The following is a 16,609-nucleotide window of genomic DNA, read 5'->3' as shown; positions in this document are numbered from 1 at the left end:
TTGGGTATAACTTGAGCTTATTTTTTCAATGTATATCGAAGTAATCCCCAATTAACTTCTAATCCATTCTCTTTTTTTACAATTCCCAAAATATCTCGAACACCTTCTGCAATAATAGTATCAGTAGCTTTGTCCAAACCAAAAAAGAGTTTGAAAAAAAGAATCATTTCGGATTCATCAGTAAACAAAAAAGGATATTCATTATACTGACAATCAACTATTTTCTTCTGTATATGGCTGTGTTTTTCGAAATAATTTTCTTCGAAGAATAGGCCTTCATGCCCAAATGAACTGTGCTCATTTAAAAAGTTATTCAAGAAAAAATCAACATTAGTTCCTTTCTTAACATCTGCAAAAATAAAATTTCGATCCTTTTTGAGGACTCTCAAACATTCTTCTACAAATAAAGGTACATTTTTCAAATGATGCATACCACTAAGTGAGAATATGGCATCAAAAGAATCGGATTCAAAAGGAAATTTCTCCGGAGTAACTAGTGTTATATCCTCTTTTGCGAAACCTTCTGAAAAATCAGTTGAGACAACCGTAACGTGATTCGGTAAATAATTTTTTAGATAGCCTCCCCCCGATGGAATATCTAAGACCTTATTTATATTGGCAAAATCAACACCTGAAAGTAATGAACCAAACTCATTGTTTCTTACATTAGGGTATTCCTGCATAGCAAGATGGTAATTGTTGGCTCTACTTTCAAAGAGAGTACTGTAATCATTCATTTTAAGTTTTTTAGTAAAAAAGTAGTCAATAGTTTATTTGATAATTATGCAAAAATAGAATTTTAAAAAAAGGGACCAAAATGGCCCCTTATTTTTTATAGTTTTTGAATGAAAATTCCATTTATTCTGCAATTTGAAGTTCCATCAGTTAGCTTTTTCTCAACTCCATTTTTCCAATACTTGGCTATTTCATATCCCGTTGATCGAGTGGTTTCATATCCAGTTACATAAACATCATTGTCAAAAACTTTTAATTCAGTGATACCTGCAAAATTTTCTCCATTAGTTAAATTAGTACCAACTCCATTTTTCCAATATTTCGCAATACCTAAAGTAGTATTTGGTTTAGTTTCAATTCCAGCAATGTGTATATCATTTCCAGAAGCACTTATGGTAATTGCTTTAGCTCTATAATCACTTTCCAAATCTGTTCCTACTCCATTTGTCCAGTATTTAGCATAATCACCAGTTAGGCCACAAACTAATACATCTCCATTATCATTAATGTCTAATCCAAAGGCTTGCGAAAAATTGGTTTCATCTCCTTCAAGGTTAACTAAAATGCCGTTTTTCCAATATCTTGACCTAAGAACTAAGTTGGGTGTAAATTGAATAGCTGTACCTGCAATAAATATATCTTCTCCTTTTTTTACCATTGATATACTGGTTGTACTATTTCCATCATCTTCTAACAGATATTCAACTCCATTTTTCCAATAAATTGCTTTATTAATCGAAGGATTATTGCTATTAATCTTTTTATAACCCGAAACATAAACATCATTACCTTCTACAACTATAGCACTTGCTGATGTATCATAAGTTCCGTCTCCTAATAATACTTCAACTCCATTTTTCCAATACTTAGCGATTTGATTTGTTCCATCTATATTTCTTTCAAAACCGGCAACATAGACATCATTACCATACACAAAGACATCTGTTGTAAATTCATTTTTAGAGCCATCACTCAAATTCAAAACTTTTCCGTCTTTCCAATATTTTGCAATATAAACGTTAGAACTATTTCGTTCACTACCTATTATATGTATAGTCCGATCGGATTTAGTATTTGAATCATTATCACAAGAAACAAAAAGAATTAATAAGCTTAAGAATAGAATAAATTGAAATGGCTTCATTGATTTTTTTTGCAAATATAAATCAAAAATTAAATTCTACCATCCTTAATTTCATCTATAACCTCAGGATTTAAAAGGGTTGACGTATCACCGAAGTTCGAATAATCTCCTTCAGCAATCTTACGTAAAATTCTTCGCATAATTTTTCCGGAACGGGTTTTTGGTAAACCATTCACGAACTGTATTTTATCTAATTTTGCAATTGGTCCAATTTGATCTGTGATGATTTGATTAATCTCTTTGGATAAATTATCCCTGTCTCTTGTCTCGCCGGTTTCTTTTAAAATTATAAAACCATAAAGTGCATTTCCTTTAATGTCATGAGGAAAACCTACGATAGCACTTTCTGCTATGGCTGGATGTTCATTAATAGAATCTTCGATTGGTGCCGTCCCTAAATTATGTCCAGAAACAATTATGACATCATCTACCCTACCGGTAATTCTATAATAGCCAACTTCATCACGTAATGCACCGTCACCAGTGAAATATTTTCCAGGGAAAGCAGTAAAATAGGTATCTTTATACCTTTGGTGATCTCCCCAAATCGTTCTTGCAATACTCGGCCAAGGAAACTTAATACATAAACTTCCTACCACTTGATTACCTTCAATTTCATTGCGTAATTCATCCATTAATACAGGCTGAATTCCAGGTAATGGTAAAGTAGCGTAAGTTGGTTTCGTTGGGGTAACAAAAGGAATTGGCGATAACATAATTCCACCAGTTTCAGTTTGCCACCAGGTATCAACCAACGGACAACGTTTTGCTCCTACATGATCATTGTACCAATGCCATGCTTCATCATTAATTGGTTCTCCAACCGATCCAATTACTTTTAATGATTTCATGGGGAATTTTTGAACATAATCAATACTTTCTTTAGCCAAAGAACGAATCGCAGTTGGTGCTGTATAAAATTGAGTTACTTTATGTTTTTCGATCACTTCCCAAAAACGACTAAAGTCTGGATACGAAGGTATTCCCTCAAAAATAACAGTTGTAGCTCCATTCAATAACGGGCCGTATAATATATAGGAATGACCTGTGATCCATCCGATATCCGCAGTACACCAGAAAACATCATTATCTTCATAATTGAATACATTTTTAAATGTATAGCCTGTATACACCATATAACCAGCTGTGGTATGTAGCATTCCTTTTGGTTTTCCTGTAGATCCCGAAGTGTATAAAATAAATAACGGATCTTCAGCATCCATGATTTCAGCAACATTATTATCAATTGCTTCGTCCAATAAAGGTTGCAACCAGATGTCTCTTCCTTGCTTCATTTGAATAGCTTCGTTGGTTCTTTTTACAACCAAAACTCTTTCAACTGTAGGACATTTTTCAAGTGCTTCATCGACAATACTTTTCAAATCGATCGTTTTATTTCCTCTATATCCGCCATCCGATGTAATGACCATTTTACATTCACAGTCATTCACTCTGGCTGTAACTGCCGATGCTGAAAACCCAGCGAATACCACTGAGTGTATTGCTCCTATTCGTGCACATGCCAAAACCGCTACCGCTAATTCAGGAATCATTGGTAAGTAAATACAAACACGATCTCCTTTTTTAATACCTTGGTCACGTAAAACATTGGCCATTTTAGAAACTCTTCTGTACAATTCATTATAAGAAATATGCAAAGCTTCTTCATTTGGATCATTCGGTTCAAAAATGATGGCCGTCTTTTCTCCTTTTCTTGCCAAATGTCTATCAATGCAATTCTTGGTAATGTTAACTTTTGCATCTATAAACCATTTAAATTGAGCTTCCTGCATGTCAACGTCAAAAACTTTTTCCCATTTTTGATACCAAGTGAAATTTTCATCAGCAACTTTATCCCAAAACTTTCGGGGTTCGCGTACCGACTTCTTGTACATTTTAAAATAATGCTCCAGATTTTCAATTTTATAATAACTCATGGTAAATGTTTTTGATATTCGGTAAAATTAAAATAAGTTGGGCATTTATCTATTTCAAATTGGATATTTTTTCACTTAATTTGTAGAAACCAACCAACCCAACTAATGCAATTCGATACTCAAAATACGGATGCTTCCACTTTATACAAACTGTTAACCGGAACTGTAATTCCGCGTCCTATTGGATGGATTTCGACAGTAGACGAGAACGGCATTAACAATTTAGCTCCTTTTTCTTTTTTTAACGCAGTCGGTGAAGATCCACCGCATGTTATGTTTTCTACTGTAAGAACGGGTGATAAAAACAAAGACACATTGAATAATGTATTGTCAAATAAGCAATTCGTGGTGAATTTAGTAACGGAAGAAGTTGTTGAAAAAATGAATACTACTTCCCAACAAGTGGCTCCTGACATAGACGAATTTGAACTTGCCGGCCTTACTCCTATTGCTTCTATTCATATTAAACCCAATCGAGTTAAAGAAAGTTTAGTACATTTTGAATGTGAAATGGTACATCATTATTTTTTAGAAGATCATACAAATGGGGGTGCCGCTGTCATTATTGGCAAAATCTTAACCATGCATATCGACGATTCCATACTAATGGAAAATGCACGAATTAATCTGGAAACCTACAAACCAGTTGCTCGTTTGGCGGGATCCAATTATTCCAAATTAGGAGAAATTTTCTCCATCAAAAGAAGCTAATCATGACAACTAAAAAGTTAGAAATTAATGTAGCAATGCAAATTCAAAAACCAATGCATGAGGTATTTGAATCTATTGTTAACCCAGAAAAAATGACCAATTATTTCATCTCACAAAGTACCGGGATGATGGAAGAAGGCAAAAATTTGATTTGGAAATTCCCTGAGTTTGATTTTGAATGCCCGGTTCGCGTAGGCAAAGTTGATAAGGATAAATACATTTCTTTCTATTGGGAAAATTCAGGAAAAGAACTTTTAGTAGAGATTACTTTATCTGAAAGCGTAAATAATTCAACTTTAGTTTCAATTTCCGAAAAGGAAATGGACAATGATGAAGCTGGTTTAAAATGGTTATCAGGTAACTCATTTGGATGGTCCAATTTCCTAGCATGTCTTAAAGCATACCTTGAATATGGAATTAACCTCAGAAAAGGTGCTTTCGATTTTATGAAAAAATAATTAAAGAAATCGCCATAAAAAGCGATAGCAAAAACTATATGAAAATAACTGTAATTGGTGGCGGTCCCGGCGGACTCTACTTTTCCATATTAACCAAAAAGGCAATTCCAAACTGTCAGATTGATGTTTACGAACGCAATAAAGCCGATGATAGCTTCGGTTTTGGGGTCGTATTCTCGGATGAAACTCTAGGTGAATTCTTAACTCGTGATACACAATCCTATGAATTAATACGAAGTAAATTTGCGTATTGGGACGATATTGTCGTAGCTCGTGATGGTGAAAAAGTAAGTGTTTCAGGAAACGGATTTTGTGGATGTTCACGAAAAACACTTTTACAATTATTACAGCAAAGATGCATTGAAGAAGGTGTAAATCTTCATTTCGAGCAAAATAGAGAAGATTTGTCACAATTTAAAGATAGTGATGTAATTGTAGCTGCTGATGGGATTGGAAGTGCTATACGTACCCAATTTGCTTCAGATTTTGGAACTTCTGTAAAACTTCAAAAGAATAGATTTGTTTGGTTAGGTTCCACAAAGCCTTTAGATGCTTTTACTTATTTTTTCAGAACAACTGAATTTGGCACTTTCGTTGCGCATACTTACCAATACGAAGCTGGTATGAGTACCTGGATTTTCGAATGTTCAGAGGAAACTTGGCAAAAAGCTGGATTTGAAGTTGAAAACGAAGCTACTACTGTCCAAATAATCTCTGATATCTTTAAAGTAGAATTGGATGGGCATCCCTTAATTACCAATAAATCACACTGGCGTCAATTCCCGCATGTAACCAATCAAAAATGGTATAAAGACAATATTGTTTTATTAGGCGACGCCAAAGCAACCGCACATTTTTCAATTGGTTCAGGAACTAAATTGGCCATGGAATGTGCCATTGCACTATCAGATGCTATTGTTGAAAATCAAAATAATACAACTGCTGCATTTGAACAATATGAACATTCCAGAAGAAACCGTGTGGAAATGATTCAACATGCCGCTAATGTTTCTTTGGATTGGTTTGAGCATATGGATAGACATGTTCAGCATGATTTTCAGCAGTTTGCCTTCGGAGTCATGACAAGATCTAAGAAAGTTACATTTGAAAATTTAGCAATTCGTGATGCTTCTTTCCCGGAAAAAGTACTGGCAGAATTTAATGCAAAAATTGGAACTGACAGTAAAAACCCAGCCGCTTTTACTCCTTTTAAATTAAGAGAAATAACATTGCAAAACAGAATTGTGATGTCGCCTATGGGACAATATACCGCAGAGGATGGCATCCCAAACGACTGGCATTTTGCACATTATACAACACGCGCATTAGGTGGAGTTGGATTGATTATTGCAGAAATGACTGCCGTTTCAAATAACGGAAGAATCACTCTAGGTTGTACTGGATTGTATTCACAAAATCAAATGGTTAGCTGGAAAAAAATAAATGATTTTATTCATAAAAATACACAAACAAAAATTGGAATTCAATTAGGACATTCAGGACGAAAAGGTGCGATTAAAAAACCATGGGAAGGTAGTTCTGAACCTATTGATAAACCATGGGAATTGATTTCAGCTTCCCCTATTCCATTCAATGAAAAACTGGCCACCCCGAAAGAAATGTCTATATCCGACATGAATCAAATTGCTTCGGAATTTGTTCAAGCTACCAAAAATGCTGATGAAGCCGGATTTGATATGATTGAATTACAGGCGCATCATGGGTTTTTACTAGCCTCTTTCCTATCGCCACTAACCAATAAAAGAACGGATGAATTTGGAGGTTCTATCGAAAACCGATTAAAATTCCCAATTCGCGTTTTTACTGAAATGCGCAACGTATTTCCTAAAGACAAACCAATGTCTGTGCGTATATCTGCATGTGATTGGGCTGATAATGGTATTTCTGAAGAAGATGTTATCAGAATTTCTGAGGCATTCAAGAATGCAGGTGCAGATATTATAAGTGTTTCAACCGGGAATACGGTTGCCCATCAAAAACCACAAACTGGTAGAATGTGGCAGACTCCATTTTCAGATATGGTTAGAAATACAGTTCATATTCCAACTATTACTGCCGGATATATTCAGGATATCGACCAAATTAACACGATTATTTTAAATGGCCGTGCTGATTTAGTATCACTGGGAAGACCGTTGTTACTAGATCCATTCTTTGTGCGTAACGCTCAAGCCTACGAAAACTTCAGACCAACCGATATTCCTCAGCAATATATGGCAGGAACTACACATCTTTATCCGTTAAAAGCTTCGGAAAGAAAAATGGTGGAAGGAATGAAAAAAACTTTGAAACCGGAAAGTCATAAAATAATTACGAAGTAAAATCATGGATAATAACAGCAAAAAAGTACTATTTAAATATTATAGCGATGTCTTAGAAGAAGAAACCGTAGAAACAATGTGGGCAGAAACCCTTGATGAAGAAAATGGAATTTATAAATTAGACAGCATTCCTTTTTATGGTCCGTTAATTGCCACTGATGACATTTTTTATGCTGAATTTGATGAAAGCGAAGGATGCTTGATGTTCAGGGAAGTAGTTGAATATTCAGGCAACTCAGTTGTACAAGTAGTAATTACTGATGAAAGTTTCAATAAAGAAATTTTAAGAGATGAACTTCGTGACTTGAAATGCTTGTCAGAAGGATTAAACGATACTTTTTTCTCTGTTGAAATACTAGAAGCAATTGATTATAAGATAATCAAAACGTTACTTGATGATTATGAAGAAAAAGGGATCATTTCTTATGCAGAACCGATTCTTTCCGTTAAACATTCTGACGATATCGCTTAAACTACAGACCAACAACCAACTAAATGAAACATTACGAAGATAATTTCGCTCACCATAATTTACCCGAATCAAGCCTACAACCGGATTACACATTTTTAGATTTACCACAATTCAGCCAACCTGAAATGCTTAACTGTGTGGAACGTTTATTGGATGTTCACATTGAAAATGGAAATGGAGATGCTGTTTGTATTCAAACATTTGATGAAAAATGGACGTATAACGATTTGTATGAAAAAGCCAATCAGATTGCTCATGTTTTAGTGAATGATTTAGGTTTAAAATCAGGAAATCGTGTATTGATCCGTTCTGCAAATAATCCAATGATGGTAGCCTGTTGGTATGCCATTTTAAAAGCGGGTGGAATTGTTGTCGCTACAATGCCTTTATTACGTTCCAAAGAATTGACAACAATTATTGATTGTGCAGAAATCACCCATGTATTGTGTGACAGTGCGTTATCCGAAGAAATGGAATTGGTAAATTCTCCTTTTCTCAAACGAATCTGTTACTACAGAAATTCGGAATTAGAAAGTTTAATGGTAACAAAACCAACAACATTTACGAACTTTCATACAAAATCAGATAGTATCGCACTAATTGGTTTTACTTCGGGAACTACTGGATTACCAAAAATGACGGCGCATTATCACAAAGACATTCTAAATATCTGCGAAGCCTTTCCGCAATATTCTTTACAACCAACAAGAGATGATGTTTTCACAGGAAGTCCGCCTCTGGGATTTACTTTTGGTTTAGGCGGATTGGTTTTGTTTCCAATGTATTTTGGTGCATCAACTTTTTTGATGGAAAAACCTACGCCTGATTTACTTTTGCAAGCCATTCAAGATTTTAAAGTATCAATCTGTTTTACTGCACCAACCGCATGGCGTGTTTTGGCATCAAAAGCAATGGATTTCGATATATCCAGTCTCCGCAAATGTGTATCCGCAGGTGAAACCTTACCACTAAAAGTATGGGAAGATTGGTACAATACAACAGGCTTGAAAATTATTGATGGTATTGGTGCCACAGAAATGCTCCATATTTTTATTTCTTCTAATGATACCAATATGAAGCCTGGCGCCACAGGAGTTGCAATTACTGGTTATGAAGCTAGAATTATTGACAATAAAGGTAATGAAGTTGCAAGAAACGAGCCTGGGAAATTGGCTGTAAGAGGTATTACAGGCTGTAAATATTTAAACCGAGAAGAAAAGCAGCGTGAATATGTACAAAATGGTTGGAACTTAACAGGCGATATATTCCGTCAGGATGAAGAGGGTTTCTTTTGGTTTGTTGCCCGAGGTGATGATATGATTATCTCTTCAGGTTATAATATTGCTGCTATCGAGGTAGAAAGCGTACTTTTAACTCACGAAGACATTCTGGAATGTGCAGTAGTTGGTTTGCCAGATGAAGAACGCGGCATGCTGGTTTGTGCTCATATTGTCTTAAAAGATAAAACAAAAGGCAACGATGAATTGGCAAAAAGCATTCAGCAGTGGTTCAAAGAAGTATCAGCGCCATACAAATACCCTCGAGTAATTAATTTTATTGATGTTTTGCCCAAAACCGAAACCGGTAAAATTCAACGATTTAAATTGAAATAATACTTAATTTTATAGACATGAAGTATTTTATAAAAACAGAAAAAATTCGTTTCCAACATATTGATTTTGCAGGAATAGTTTTCTATCCTAGATTCCTGGAAATGCTAAACGGATTAGTGGAAGATTGGTTTGAGGAAGCGCTTGACCGACCTTTTTCCAGAATGCATGAAACCAACGGAATTCCTACTGTTGATTTGAAAGTACAGTTCAAAAAAGCAGCTCGTTTAGGCGAAGTGATCATCAAAGAATTATGGGTTAAAGAATTAAGAAGCTCTTCCCTACTTTGCGCCTTTTTATTCAAAAACCAGCTAGGTGAAACCATTTTAGAAGGAGAAGTTACTTTGGTTAACGTAAAAATTGCTGATGACAGAAAAACAATTGCTGCGGAAGCCTTTAGTGATCAAATGAGAGCAAAAATCAGTTATTTTCTTATAACAGAATAGATAATCATGGAGTTTAAAAAATTTAAAGCGGCTACAGTTCAAACGTCACCGGTTTTTCTTAATGTGGAAAAAACGATTGATAAAGCCATTTCATTTGTAAAAGATGCTGCTGCTAACGGAGCGAAACTAATCGCTTTTCCCGAAGTTTTTGTAGCAGGTTATCCGTATTGGAATTGGGTTATGACTCCCGTTCAAGGCAGTAAATGGTATGAAGAATTGTATAAAAATTCGGTAAGAACAGAAGATGCTGATATGCTGCGATTGTATCAAGCGGCTAAAGAAAATGATATTCATATCGTTATTGGAATCAACGAACGTGGTAACAGTTATGGAGAAATTTACAATACGAATCTAATCATTGACAATAACGGCGAACTTATTGGAAGACACCGTAAACTGGTTCCCACTTGGGCTGAAAAATTAACCTGGACATCAGGAGATGGTTCGTCATTAAAAGTTTATGATACAGAAATTGGTCCTATCGGTACATTAGCTTGTGGTGAGAATACGAACACTTTAGCTCGATTTACATTACTTTCACAAGGTGAATTGATTCATATCGCTAACTATATTTCGTTACCTGTGGCTCCTCCGGATTATAATATGGCAGAAGCGATTAAAATACGTGCCGCTGCGCATTCTTTTGAAGGTAAATTGTTTACCATCGTTTCCTGTTCAACTATTTCCAAAGAAATTATGGAAGCATTAAAAGAAGATGTTCCGAATATTGAAGAGTTGTTAACACGTAAAAATTCAGCTTTTTCAGGATTTATCGGTCCAAACGGAGCTGTAATCGGTGAACCGTTAATCGATGAGGAAGGAATTGTGTATGCTGAAATCGATTTACAGAAATGTATTCAGCCGAAACAAATGCATGATATTCTTGGACATTACAATCGTTTTGATATTTTCGATTTAAGAGTGAATGTCGCTCCTACTCGAAAAATTACATTCATTGACAATCATGACGATTTCTTAAAAAAATAATCATGAAAAACAAAGGAGCAGTTACTGCATTGCTAGCTATCTATAAAAATACGCTTGTTCATTTAAAGGAAAGTATTGCAACTGTCAGTAGTGAAAAACTGATTAGGATTATAGATGCAAACACCAGTGATGACAATTGCCGTTCATTGCAAACCATTCTGGCTCATGTGGTTAATTCAGGTTATAGTTACGCAATCAGTATTTATAATTCCAAAGGGAATAACGAAATACGACCTGCCAAGCTATTTCACTCGGATGTGATCTCTTTTCAACATGATTTGGACAAAATGTTTGCTTATACCGTCTTTGTTTTTGAAAATATTTGCGATACTGATTTGGAAATTTATGAAGAAGCCAACAAAATGAAAACCGGTTGGGGGCAATATTATGATATCGAACAACTGATGGAGCATGCCATTGTTCATGTTTTGCGCCATCAGAGACAAATTAATACGATACTGAAAAATTTAGATAACACTAACGCTATATAAAAAAGTATGGAAGATAAATATAGTGACGATGTAATTGGTCGCGCAAGAGTAAAAGACACTCCCGAACTCGAAGCTTACTATAAAGAACTGGAAGGTTTAGGTGCTGGAGCATTATGGACAGTTGCTAACGATATTGAGCCTTGGGAACCGCGTACTTCTTCTATTCCCATGCTTTGGAAATATGAAGATTTAAGAGCTTTGGTTTTAAAATCTTCAGAGTTAGTCACACCTGAACAAGCCGGCCGTCGTGTGGTATATTTAGTCAATGACAAACGTAAAGATGTTTCAGCAGCTGTGGGTTGGTTGTATACAGGAATTCAAGTTACACGGCCAGGTGAAAGTACATCGGCTCACCGCCATAAAGCTTCTGCCCTACGTTTCATTATGGAAGGCGAAGGTGGCTATACCGTGGTAGATGGGAATAAAGTGACATTTGAAGTCAATGACTTTGTGATTACACCCAATTCAACGTGGCACGAACACGGTGTGGCTGAGAACGGTAAAACCTGTGTTTGGCAGGACGGATTGGACATTCCTTTGGTAAATGCTTTGGAAGCTAATGATTATGCTGTTTTTGATGGGAAACAACCTTTGAAGGCTCCTGTCAATCATTTGCCTTTATCCTATGGTGGAACCGGATTAATTCCTGCAGATGCTGTTTGGGATAAACCGTATTCTCCACTGTTCAAATACTCATGGAAAAACGTATATCGAGCGTTGTTAGAAGCGGCCAAAGTCAATGAAGGTTCTCCGTTTGATGGCATTATCATGCAATATTCGAATCCATTAACTGGCGGTCATGTCATGCAGACAATGGGTGCTTCCATGCAATTATTACGAGCAGGAGAACATACTAAAGCACACAAACACACCGGATCGTTTGTTTATCAGTGCGCCAAAGGGAAAGGCTATTCGATCATTGATGGTAAACGTTTCGACTGGAAGGAACGTGATATTTTCTGCGTACCTTCGTGGGCGTGGCATGAACACGTGAATTTATCCGAAACCGAAGATGCCTGCTTATTCTCTTTTAACGATTTACCAGTCATTGAGAAACTAGGTTTGTACCAGGAGAAAGAATACACTGAAAATAACGGATACCAAATTGTAAAATAAAAATATCGTAAATAAAAAATGAAATTACTTACTTATTCTATTGAAGATTCTGAACCGCGTTTGGGTTTTATACATAACAATCAAGTGATTGACATGGAAGATTTTGGTGATGTATCCAATTTTCCTTTACCCAAAACGATGTTAGAATTAATTGATATGGGTTTTGATGTGATTGCTGAAATCAACGACTTAATTGAAGAAACCAGCGAAAAGCAATTTGCCGAAATAGCTTATGATGTCAATGATGTGACCTTTTTGGCTCCTATTCCGAAACCTCGTAAGAACATTATCGGAATTGGTTTAAATTATACCGAACATGTTGCAGAAAGTGCCAGAACTTTAGACACTACAGGGAAACTACCTCAAAAACCAATTATTTTTTCAAAACCTCCAACAACGGTAACGGCTACTAATACAGATATCATTAAGAATAAGAAGCTTACACAGCAATTGGATTGGGAAGTAGAATTGGCCGTGATTATTGGAAAAAAAGGGAAATACGTAAGCAAAGAAGATGCCTTGGATTATGTATTTGGTTATACTGTAATTAATGATATATCAGCAAGAGATTGTCGTCGTGAAGGCCAATGGATAGTTTCTAAAGGACAAGATACATTCGCTCCTATGGGACCAATTTTGGTGACCAAAGATGAAATTAAAAACCCGCACAATCTGAATTTATCTCTGAAATTAAATGGTATTGAAAAACAGAATTCAAATACTCAATTTTTATTATTCAATATCAATGATTTGATTGAAGATTTGAGTATTGTTTTCACACTGGAACCAGGAGATATTATTGCAACCGGCACACCGGCTGGTGTTGGTGCAGGTCGCGATCCACAAGAATGGATGCACCATGGCGATGTGGTTGAGGCCACTGTGGAAGGCATTGGAACGATTGTAAACACAATTAAGGAGATATAATAATTTCAAATGGACAAAACACAAAAAGCAGTTGAAGTTTTTAATAAATGTGCCAATCAATATCAGGATCGTTTCTTGAATTTTGATTTGTACAATGATACTTTCGACTTGTTTTGTGATAGCATTGAAAAGGAAAATGCTTCCATTTTAGAATTGGCTTGTGGTCCGGGCAACATTACAAAATATTTTTTACAAAGACGAAGCGATTTTGAGGTTTTAGGAACTGATTTAGCGCCGAACATGATTGAATTGGCCAAAAAAAATAATCCTACAGCTACTTTTCAAATATTGGATTGTCGCGATTTTTTACAATTGAATCAGAAATTTGATGGCATAGTTTGTGGTTTCGGATTACCATATATTTCAAAAGAAGAAGCCATTCAATTGATAAAAGATGCTGCCGAATGTTTAAATTCATATGGTATTTTGTATCTAAGTACAATGGAAGACGATTATAGCAAATCCGGACTTAAAAAAGGAAGTACCGGGGATGAAATTTTCATTCATTACCATCAAGAAGAGTATTTATCAGAAGCTTTATTAGCAAATGATTTTAAAATCATAGCTTTAGAACGGAAAAGATTCCCTGAGCCAGACGGGTCAAACACAACAGATTTAATAGTAATTGCACGAAAATAAAATGAAAAAATACAGAATAGGTCAAATCGTACCTTCGTCAAATGTAACAATGGAAACTGAAATACCGGCAGTTTTCCGTTCACGCGAAACTATCTTACCGGAACGTTTTACCTTCCATTCGAGTCGAATGCGTATGAAAAAGGTTACCAAAGAAGAATTGGAAGCCATGGATGCTATGAGTTTAAAATGTGCCACCGAATTATCCGATGCGCATGTTGATGTTATGGGTTATGCTTGTTTGGTTGCTATTATGAGCATGGGACGAGGATATCATTGCGTTTCTGAAGTGAATTTGCATCAGGAAACCATTAAAAATGATTTCCCTACTCCAATCGTGACTTCTGCAGGAGCTTTAATCAATGGATTAAAAGTGTTAGGTGCCAAAAAAGTAGCGGTGATTACACCTTATATGCGCCCGTTAACTGATTTAGTAGTAGATTATATTGAACACCAAGGATTTGAAGTAGTTGATTCTATTGCATTGGAAATCCCAGATAATTTAGAAGTGGCAGCGCAAGATCCAATGAATTTATTGGAAATATACAAACGACTGGATTTAACTGGGGTTGATGTATTAGTAGCTTCAGCCTGTGTGCAAATGCCTTCGTTAGAAGCGATTGATTTGATTCAAAAGGAAATCGGTATTCCGGTAACATCGGCAGCAGTTTGTACTACTTACGAAATGATGAAGAAATTAGGAATTGAAGCCAAAGCGCCAATTGGAGGTGAATTGCTAAGTGGAAAATACTAAAGAATAATGCCTCAATCGAGGCATCATTCTTTTATGAAACTTTGTATTTTATTCACATAATAATCAATTTTCAATTGCATCCGATTAAAAAAAAGATTGCGATCTCTTTTCCCTGACGATTGTAATGATTTAGAATTGTAACATTGATGTTTGAAAAAACCTTCGGCTTCTATACAGGTTTCTTTATCTTCTGTAATAAAATAACCGACCATATTATAGGGAACAAATAAGGATTTTTCGTGTTCAGACATTAATAAAACCGTATTGTTCAATATCAATAATTCATTGTAATACAATTGAAAACTATTGTCGTTACGGTTCGTTTTGGTTTCCACTAAAGTTACCACATTACGTACCTCTTCTAATAAAGCTAGAGCGGTTTCATAGGAAATCAACCCTGCTTCAAAGAAGTAGAAAATCTGTTGCAATGAACTATTAATCGTTGTGTCATTCCAAACTTCGGTAACCTTTACTTTTTCATAAACCGCTTTCAATTGGGAAGTACTTTTCAGTAACTGTGCATCTAATATAAAATGATCAAAAGGAGTTTGCTTTTCTTCCTTACTCAACAATTGCAACCAAACATAGAGTTTGAATTTGGACAAAAGACTTCCTCCAATTGTGTAAAATAAAGGAATGTCTTTGGCCGAATAATATAAATTCGCCTCTTCATTTAAGAATTTTTTCAAAAAAAATGAAGATTGCTCAAAATAGTTTTTAAAATCACTAACTGATTTAATACTATGTGTTTTCTCGACGATTACTTTCTTTTCATCAGCAAAAAGACCATCCATTGCAATTGAATAATGCCGACATAAATTTACTGTTTCTTCAATCGAAAATTTACTTTTCAGAGCTACCCTTCTATGGGAAGCATCATAACTGATATTTAATACGCTGGCAACCTCATCAATTATAGATTGCTGTGGTTTGAGTTGCTTTCGGATAGCCGTTAGTAATAGTTCTTGTGGGTTCATTTTGCGATTTTCACAAATATATTAAAAATATTAATTTTTTATCACAATAAAAATTGCAAATAGCACAATATTTTTGAACTGCAAAACAAAATTTAAAAACTATGAAAAAGTTACTTTTATTCGCATTGCTGACTCTTTTTTCAATCGATAACAATGCGCAAGACACGTTAATTCCGGTAGCAACCAACACTACAAGAAATGTTACCGATTATTTTAAATGGAAATCGGATAATGTTGATCGAAATGATAGCATTAAAATTTTTAGTTTGTCTCCTATTTCAAGAAGAGTAAATCGGGTGAATGGCTTTACGATGGGTTTTGGTCATTATGAAAACAAGAACATAAAGTATCAGAAAGTAAACGGCTTAAATTTGGAGACTAGCCCAAATGGTCTTATGTTATTAAGTGTAGGACTTACTATTCCATTTGAAGGATTGGTTGCAGGAATTAATGACAACGTAATAAGCAATTCTTCCTTTATGGATGATTATGCTGCAACTTATATTGAAATTAATGGACTAAACATTAGTTCGGGGGGTTTTTTAGGTGGCGCTAAAATTAATGGATTGAATATCAGTGTAATCACTGCAATGAATCAGTTGAATGGTTTATCATTAAATGCTTCGGTTATTGATACCCAAAAGTACAATGGTGTTTCAATTGCAGGAATTGCAAACATTACCGATTATGGCAACGGAATTCAAATAGCGCCATCAAATGTTTCTAGAAATCACAATGGCATTCAAATTGGTCTATTTAATCATTCCAAAAACCTAAGAGGTATCCAACTGGGATTATGGAATACCAACGGAAAAAGAAAATTACCCCTTATCAATTGGCAATTTAAAGCGTAAGTAATAAAAAAA

General features: G+C 35.2%; 17 protein-coding genes. 13 read left to right on the top strand and 4 right to left on the bottom strand.

Going from position 1 to position 16,609, the window contains the following annotated elements; all coding sequences use genetic code 11:
* Positions 1–17: 17 nt before the first annotated feature.
* From ACS8MM_RS02495 to acs, 3 genes are all read right to left on the bottom strand, one after another.
* Positions 18–737: a class I SAM-dependent methyltransferase gene (locus ACS8MM_RS02495; protein WP_379712691.1), complete on the bottom strand. Its 720-nt coding sequence runs from the start codon at positions 735–737 to the stop codon at positions 18–20.
* A 95-nt stretch (positions 738–832) separates the two neighbouring features.
* Positions 833–1,879: a hypothetical protein gene (locus ACS8MM_RS02490; RefSeq protein ID WP_379712690.1), complete on the bottom strand. Its 1,047-nt coding sequence runs from the start codon at positions 1,877–1,879 to the stop codon at positions 833–835.
* A gap of 29 nt (positions 1,880–1,908) precedes the next feature.
* Positions 1,909–3,816: an acetate--CoA ligase gene (gene acs, locus ACS8MM_RS02485; RefSeq protein WP_379712688.1), complete on the bottom strand. Its 1,908-nt coding sequence runs from the start codon at positions 3,814–3,816 to the stop codon at positions 1,909–1,911.
* Positions 3,817–3,921: 105 nt separating this feature from the next.
* Here acs and ACS8MM_RS02480 point away from each other — a divergent pair, with 105 nt between their 5' ends.
* From ACS8MM_RS02480 to ACS8MM_RS02425, 12 genes are read left to right on the top strand one after another with little or no spacing between them, the layout of a single operon-like run.
* Positions 3,922–4,527, top strand: a complete 606-nt coding sequence (locus ACS8MM_RS02480) for a flavin reductase family protein (protein ID WP_379712686.1) — start codon at positions 3,922–3,924, stop codon at positions 4,525–4,527.
* A 2-nt stretch (positions 4,528–4,529) separates the two neighbouring features.
* Positions 4,530–4,985, top strand: coding sequence for an SRPBCC domain-containing protein (locus ACS8MM_RS02475; protein ID WP_379712684.1), 456 nt, complete (start codon positions 4,530–4,532; stop codon positions 4,983–4,985).
* Between the two features lie 38 nt (positions 4,986–5,023).
* The gene (locus tag ACS8MM_RS02470; protein ID WP_379712682.1) at positions 5,024–7,327 is read left to right on the top strand and encodes an oxidoreductase; all 2,304 of its coding nucleotides are present in this window, start codon (positions 5,024–5,026) and stop codon (positions 7,325–7,327) included.
* A 4-nt stretch (positions 7,328–7,331) separates the two neighbouring features.
* Positions 7,332–7,799 (top strand): DUF4265 domain-containing protein, encoded by a 468-nt coding sequence (locus ACS8MM_RS02465; protein WP_379712680.1) that lies wholly within the window; start codon positions 7,332–7,334, stop codon positions 7,797–7,799.
* A gap of 23 nt (positions 7,800–7,822) precedes the next feature.
* The gene (locus ACS8MM_RS02460) at positions 7,823–9,412 is read left to right on the top strand and encodes an AMP-binding protein (RefSeq protein ID WP_379712678.1); all 1,590 of its coding nucleotides are present in this window, start codon (positions 7,823–7,825) and stop codon (positions 9,410–9,412) included.
* A 17-nt stretch (positions 9,413–9,429) separates the two neighbouring features.
* On the top strand, positions 9,430–9,855 hold the full coding sequence (locus ACS8MM_RS02455; RefSeq protein WP_379712676.1) for an acyl-CoA thioesterase: 426 nt from the start codon (positions 9,430–9,432) through the stop codon (positions 9,853–9,855).
* Between the two features lie 6 nt (positions 9,856–9,861).
* Positions 9,862–10,842, top strand: coding sequence for a carbon-nitrogen hydrolase family protein (locus tag ACS8MM_RS02450; RefSeq protein WP_379712674.1), 981 nt, complete (start codon positions 9,862–9,864; stop codon positions 10,840–10,842).
* A 2-nt stretch (positions 10,843–10,844) separates the two neighbouring features.
* Entirely contained in the window at positions 10,845–11,333 is a 489-nt protein-coding gene (locus tag ACS8MM_RS02445) for a DinB family protein (protein WP_379712672.1), read from the top strand.
* A 6-nt stretch (positions 11,334–11,339) separates the two neighbouring features.
* The gene (locus ACS8MM_RS02440) at positions 11,340–12,449 is read left to right on the top strand and encodes a cupin domain-containing protein (protein ID WP_379712670.1); all 1,110 of its coding nucleotides are present in this window, start codon (positions 11,340–11,342) and stop codon (positions 12,447–12,449) included.
* Between the two features lie 18 nt (positions 12,450–12,467).
* Positions 12,468–13,376 (top strand): fumarylacetoacetate hydrolase family protein, encoded by a 909-nt coding sequence (locus ACS8MM_RS02435; protein WP_379712668.1) that lies wholly within the window; start codon positions 12,468–12,470, stop codon positions 13,374–13,376.
* A 9-nt stretch (positions 13,377–13,385) separates the two neighbouring features.
* Entirely contained in the window at positions 13,386–14,015 is a 630-nt protein-coding gene (locus ACS8MM_RS02430; protein ID WP_379712666.1) for a class I SAM-dependent methyltransferase, read from the top strand.
* 1 nt (position 14,016) lies between these two features.
* On the top strand, positions 14,017–14,766 hold the full coding sequence (locus ACS8MM_RS02425) for a maleate cis-trans isomerase family protein (protein ID WP_317245447.1): 750 nt from the start codon (positions 14,017–14,019) through the stop codon (positions 14,764–14,766).
* A gap of 23 nt (positions 14,767–14,789) precedes the next feature.
* Here ACS8MM_RS02425 and ACS8MM_RS02420 read toward each other — a convergent pair whose 3' ends face one another.
* A complete protein-coding gene (locus ACS8MM_RS02420) occupies positions 14,790–15,743 on the bottom strand; it encodes a hypothetical protein (RefSeq protein ID WP_379712664.1) in 954 nt (317 codons plus the stop codon).
* Between the two features lie 101 nt (positions 15,744–15,844).
* On the opposite strand from ACS8MM_RS02420, the gene ACS8MM_RS02415 reads away from it, so the two are divergent.
* Positions 15,845–16,597: an LA_2272 family surface repeat-containing protein gene (locus ACS8MM_RS02415; protein WP_379712662.1), complete on the top strand. Its 753-nt coding sequence runs from the start codon at positions 15,845–15,847 to the stop codon at positions 16,595–16,597.
* Positions 16,598–16,609: the final 12 nt, after the last annotated feature.

This window comes from Flavobacterium sp. MAHUQ-57, assembly GCF_051908335.1.
In the GTDB taxonomy this organism is placed as follows: Bacteria; Bacteroidota; Bacteroidia; order Flavobacteriales; family Flavobacteriaceae; genus Flavobacterium.
The sequence above is the reverse complement of the archived record's forward strand: the minus strand, read 5'-3'. Positions and strand labels throughout refer to the sequence as shown.

Excerpts from the sequence above, each read along its gene's own strand:
- ACS8MM_RS02495 (WP_379712691.1), bottom strand. The coding sequence starts at position 737 with ATGAATGATTACAGTACTCTCTTTGAAAGTAGAGCCAACAATTACCAT.
- ACS8MM_RS02490 (WP_379712690.1), bottom strand. The coding sequence starts at position 1,879 with ATGAAGCCATTTCAATTTATTCTATTCTTAAGCTTATTAATTCTTTTT.
- acs (WP_379712688.1), bottom strand. The coding sequence starts at position 3,816 with ATGAGTTATTATAAAATTGAAAATCTGGAGCATTATTTTAAAATGTAC.
- ACS8MM_RS02480 (WP_379712686.1), top strand. The coding sequence starts at position 3,922 with ATGCAATTCGATACTCAAAATACGGATGCTTCCACTTTATACAAACTG.
- ACS8MM_RS02475 (WP_379712684.1), top strand. The coding sequence starts at position 4,530 with ATGACAACTAAAAAGTTAGAAATTAATGTAGCAATGCAAATTCAAAAA.
- ACS8MM_RS02470 (WP_379712682.1), top strand. The coding sequence starts at position 5,024 with ATGAAAATAACTGTAATTGGTGGCGGTCCCGGCGGACTCTACTTTTCC.
- ACS8MM_RS02465 (WP_379712680.1), top strand. The coding sequence starts at position 7,332 with ATGGATAATAACAGCAAAAAAGTACTATTTAAATATTATAGCGATGTC.
- ACS8MM_RS02460 (WP_379712678.1), top strand. The coding sequence starts at position 7,823 with ATGAAACATTACGAAGATAATTTCGCTCACCATAATTTACCCGAATCA.
- ACS8MM_RS02455 (WP_379712676.1), top strand. The coding sequence starts at position 9,430 with ATGAAGTATTTTATAAAAACAGAAAAAATTCGTTTCCAACATATTGAT.
- ACS8MM_RS02450 (WP_379712674.1), top strand. The coding sequence starts at position 9,862 with ATGGAGTTTAAAAAATTTAAAGCGGCTACAGTTCAAACGTCACCGGTT.
- ACS8MM_RS02445 (WP_379712672.1), top strand. The coding sequence starts at position 10,845 with ATGAAAAACAAAGGAGCAGTTACTGCATTGCTAGCTATCTATAAAAAT.
- ACS8MM_RS02440 (WP_379712670.1), top strand. The coding sequence starts at position 11,340 with ATGGAAGATAAATATAGTGACGATGTAATTGGTCGCGCAAGAGTAAAA.
- ACS8MM_RS02435 (WP_379712668.1), top strand. The coding sequence starts at position 12,468 with ATGAAATTACTTACTTATTCTATTGAAGATTCTGAACCGCGTTTGGGT.
- ACS8MM_RS02430 (WP_379712666.1), top strand. The coding sequence starts at position 13,386 with ATGGACAAAACACAAAAAGCAGTTGAAGTTTTTAATAAATGTGCCAAT.
- ACS8MM_RS02425 (WP_317245447.1), top strand. The coding sequence starts at position 14,017 with ATGAAAAAATACAGAATAGGTCAAATCGTACCTTCGTCAAATGTAACA.
- ACS8MM_RS02420 (WP_379712664.1), bottom strand. The coding sequence starts at position 15,743 with ATGAACCCACAAGAACTATTACTAACGGCTATCCGAAAGCAACTCAAA.
- ACS8MM_RS02415 (WP_379712662.1), top strand. The coding sequence starts at position 15,845 with ATGAAAAAGTTACTTTTATTCGCATTGCTGACTCTTTTTTCAATCGAT.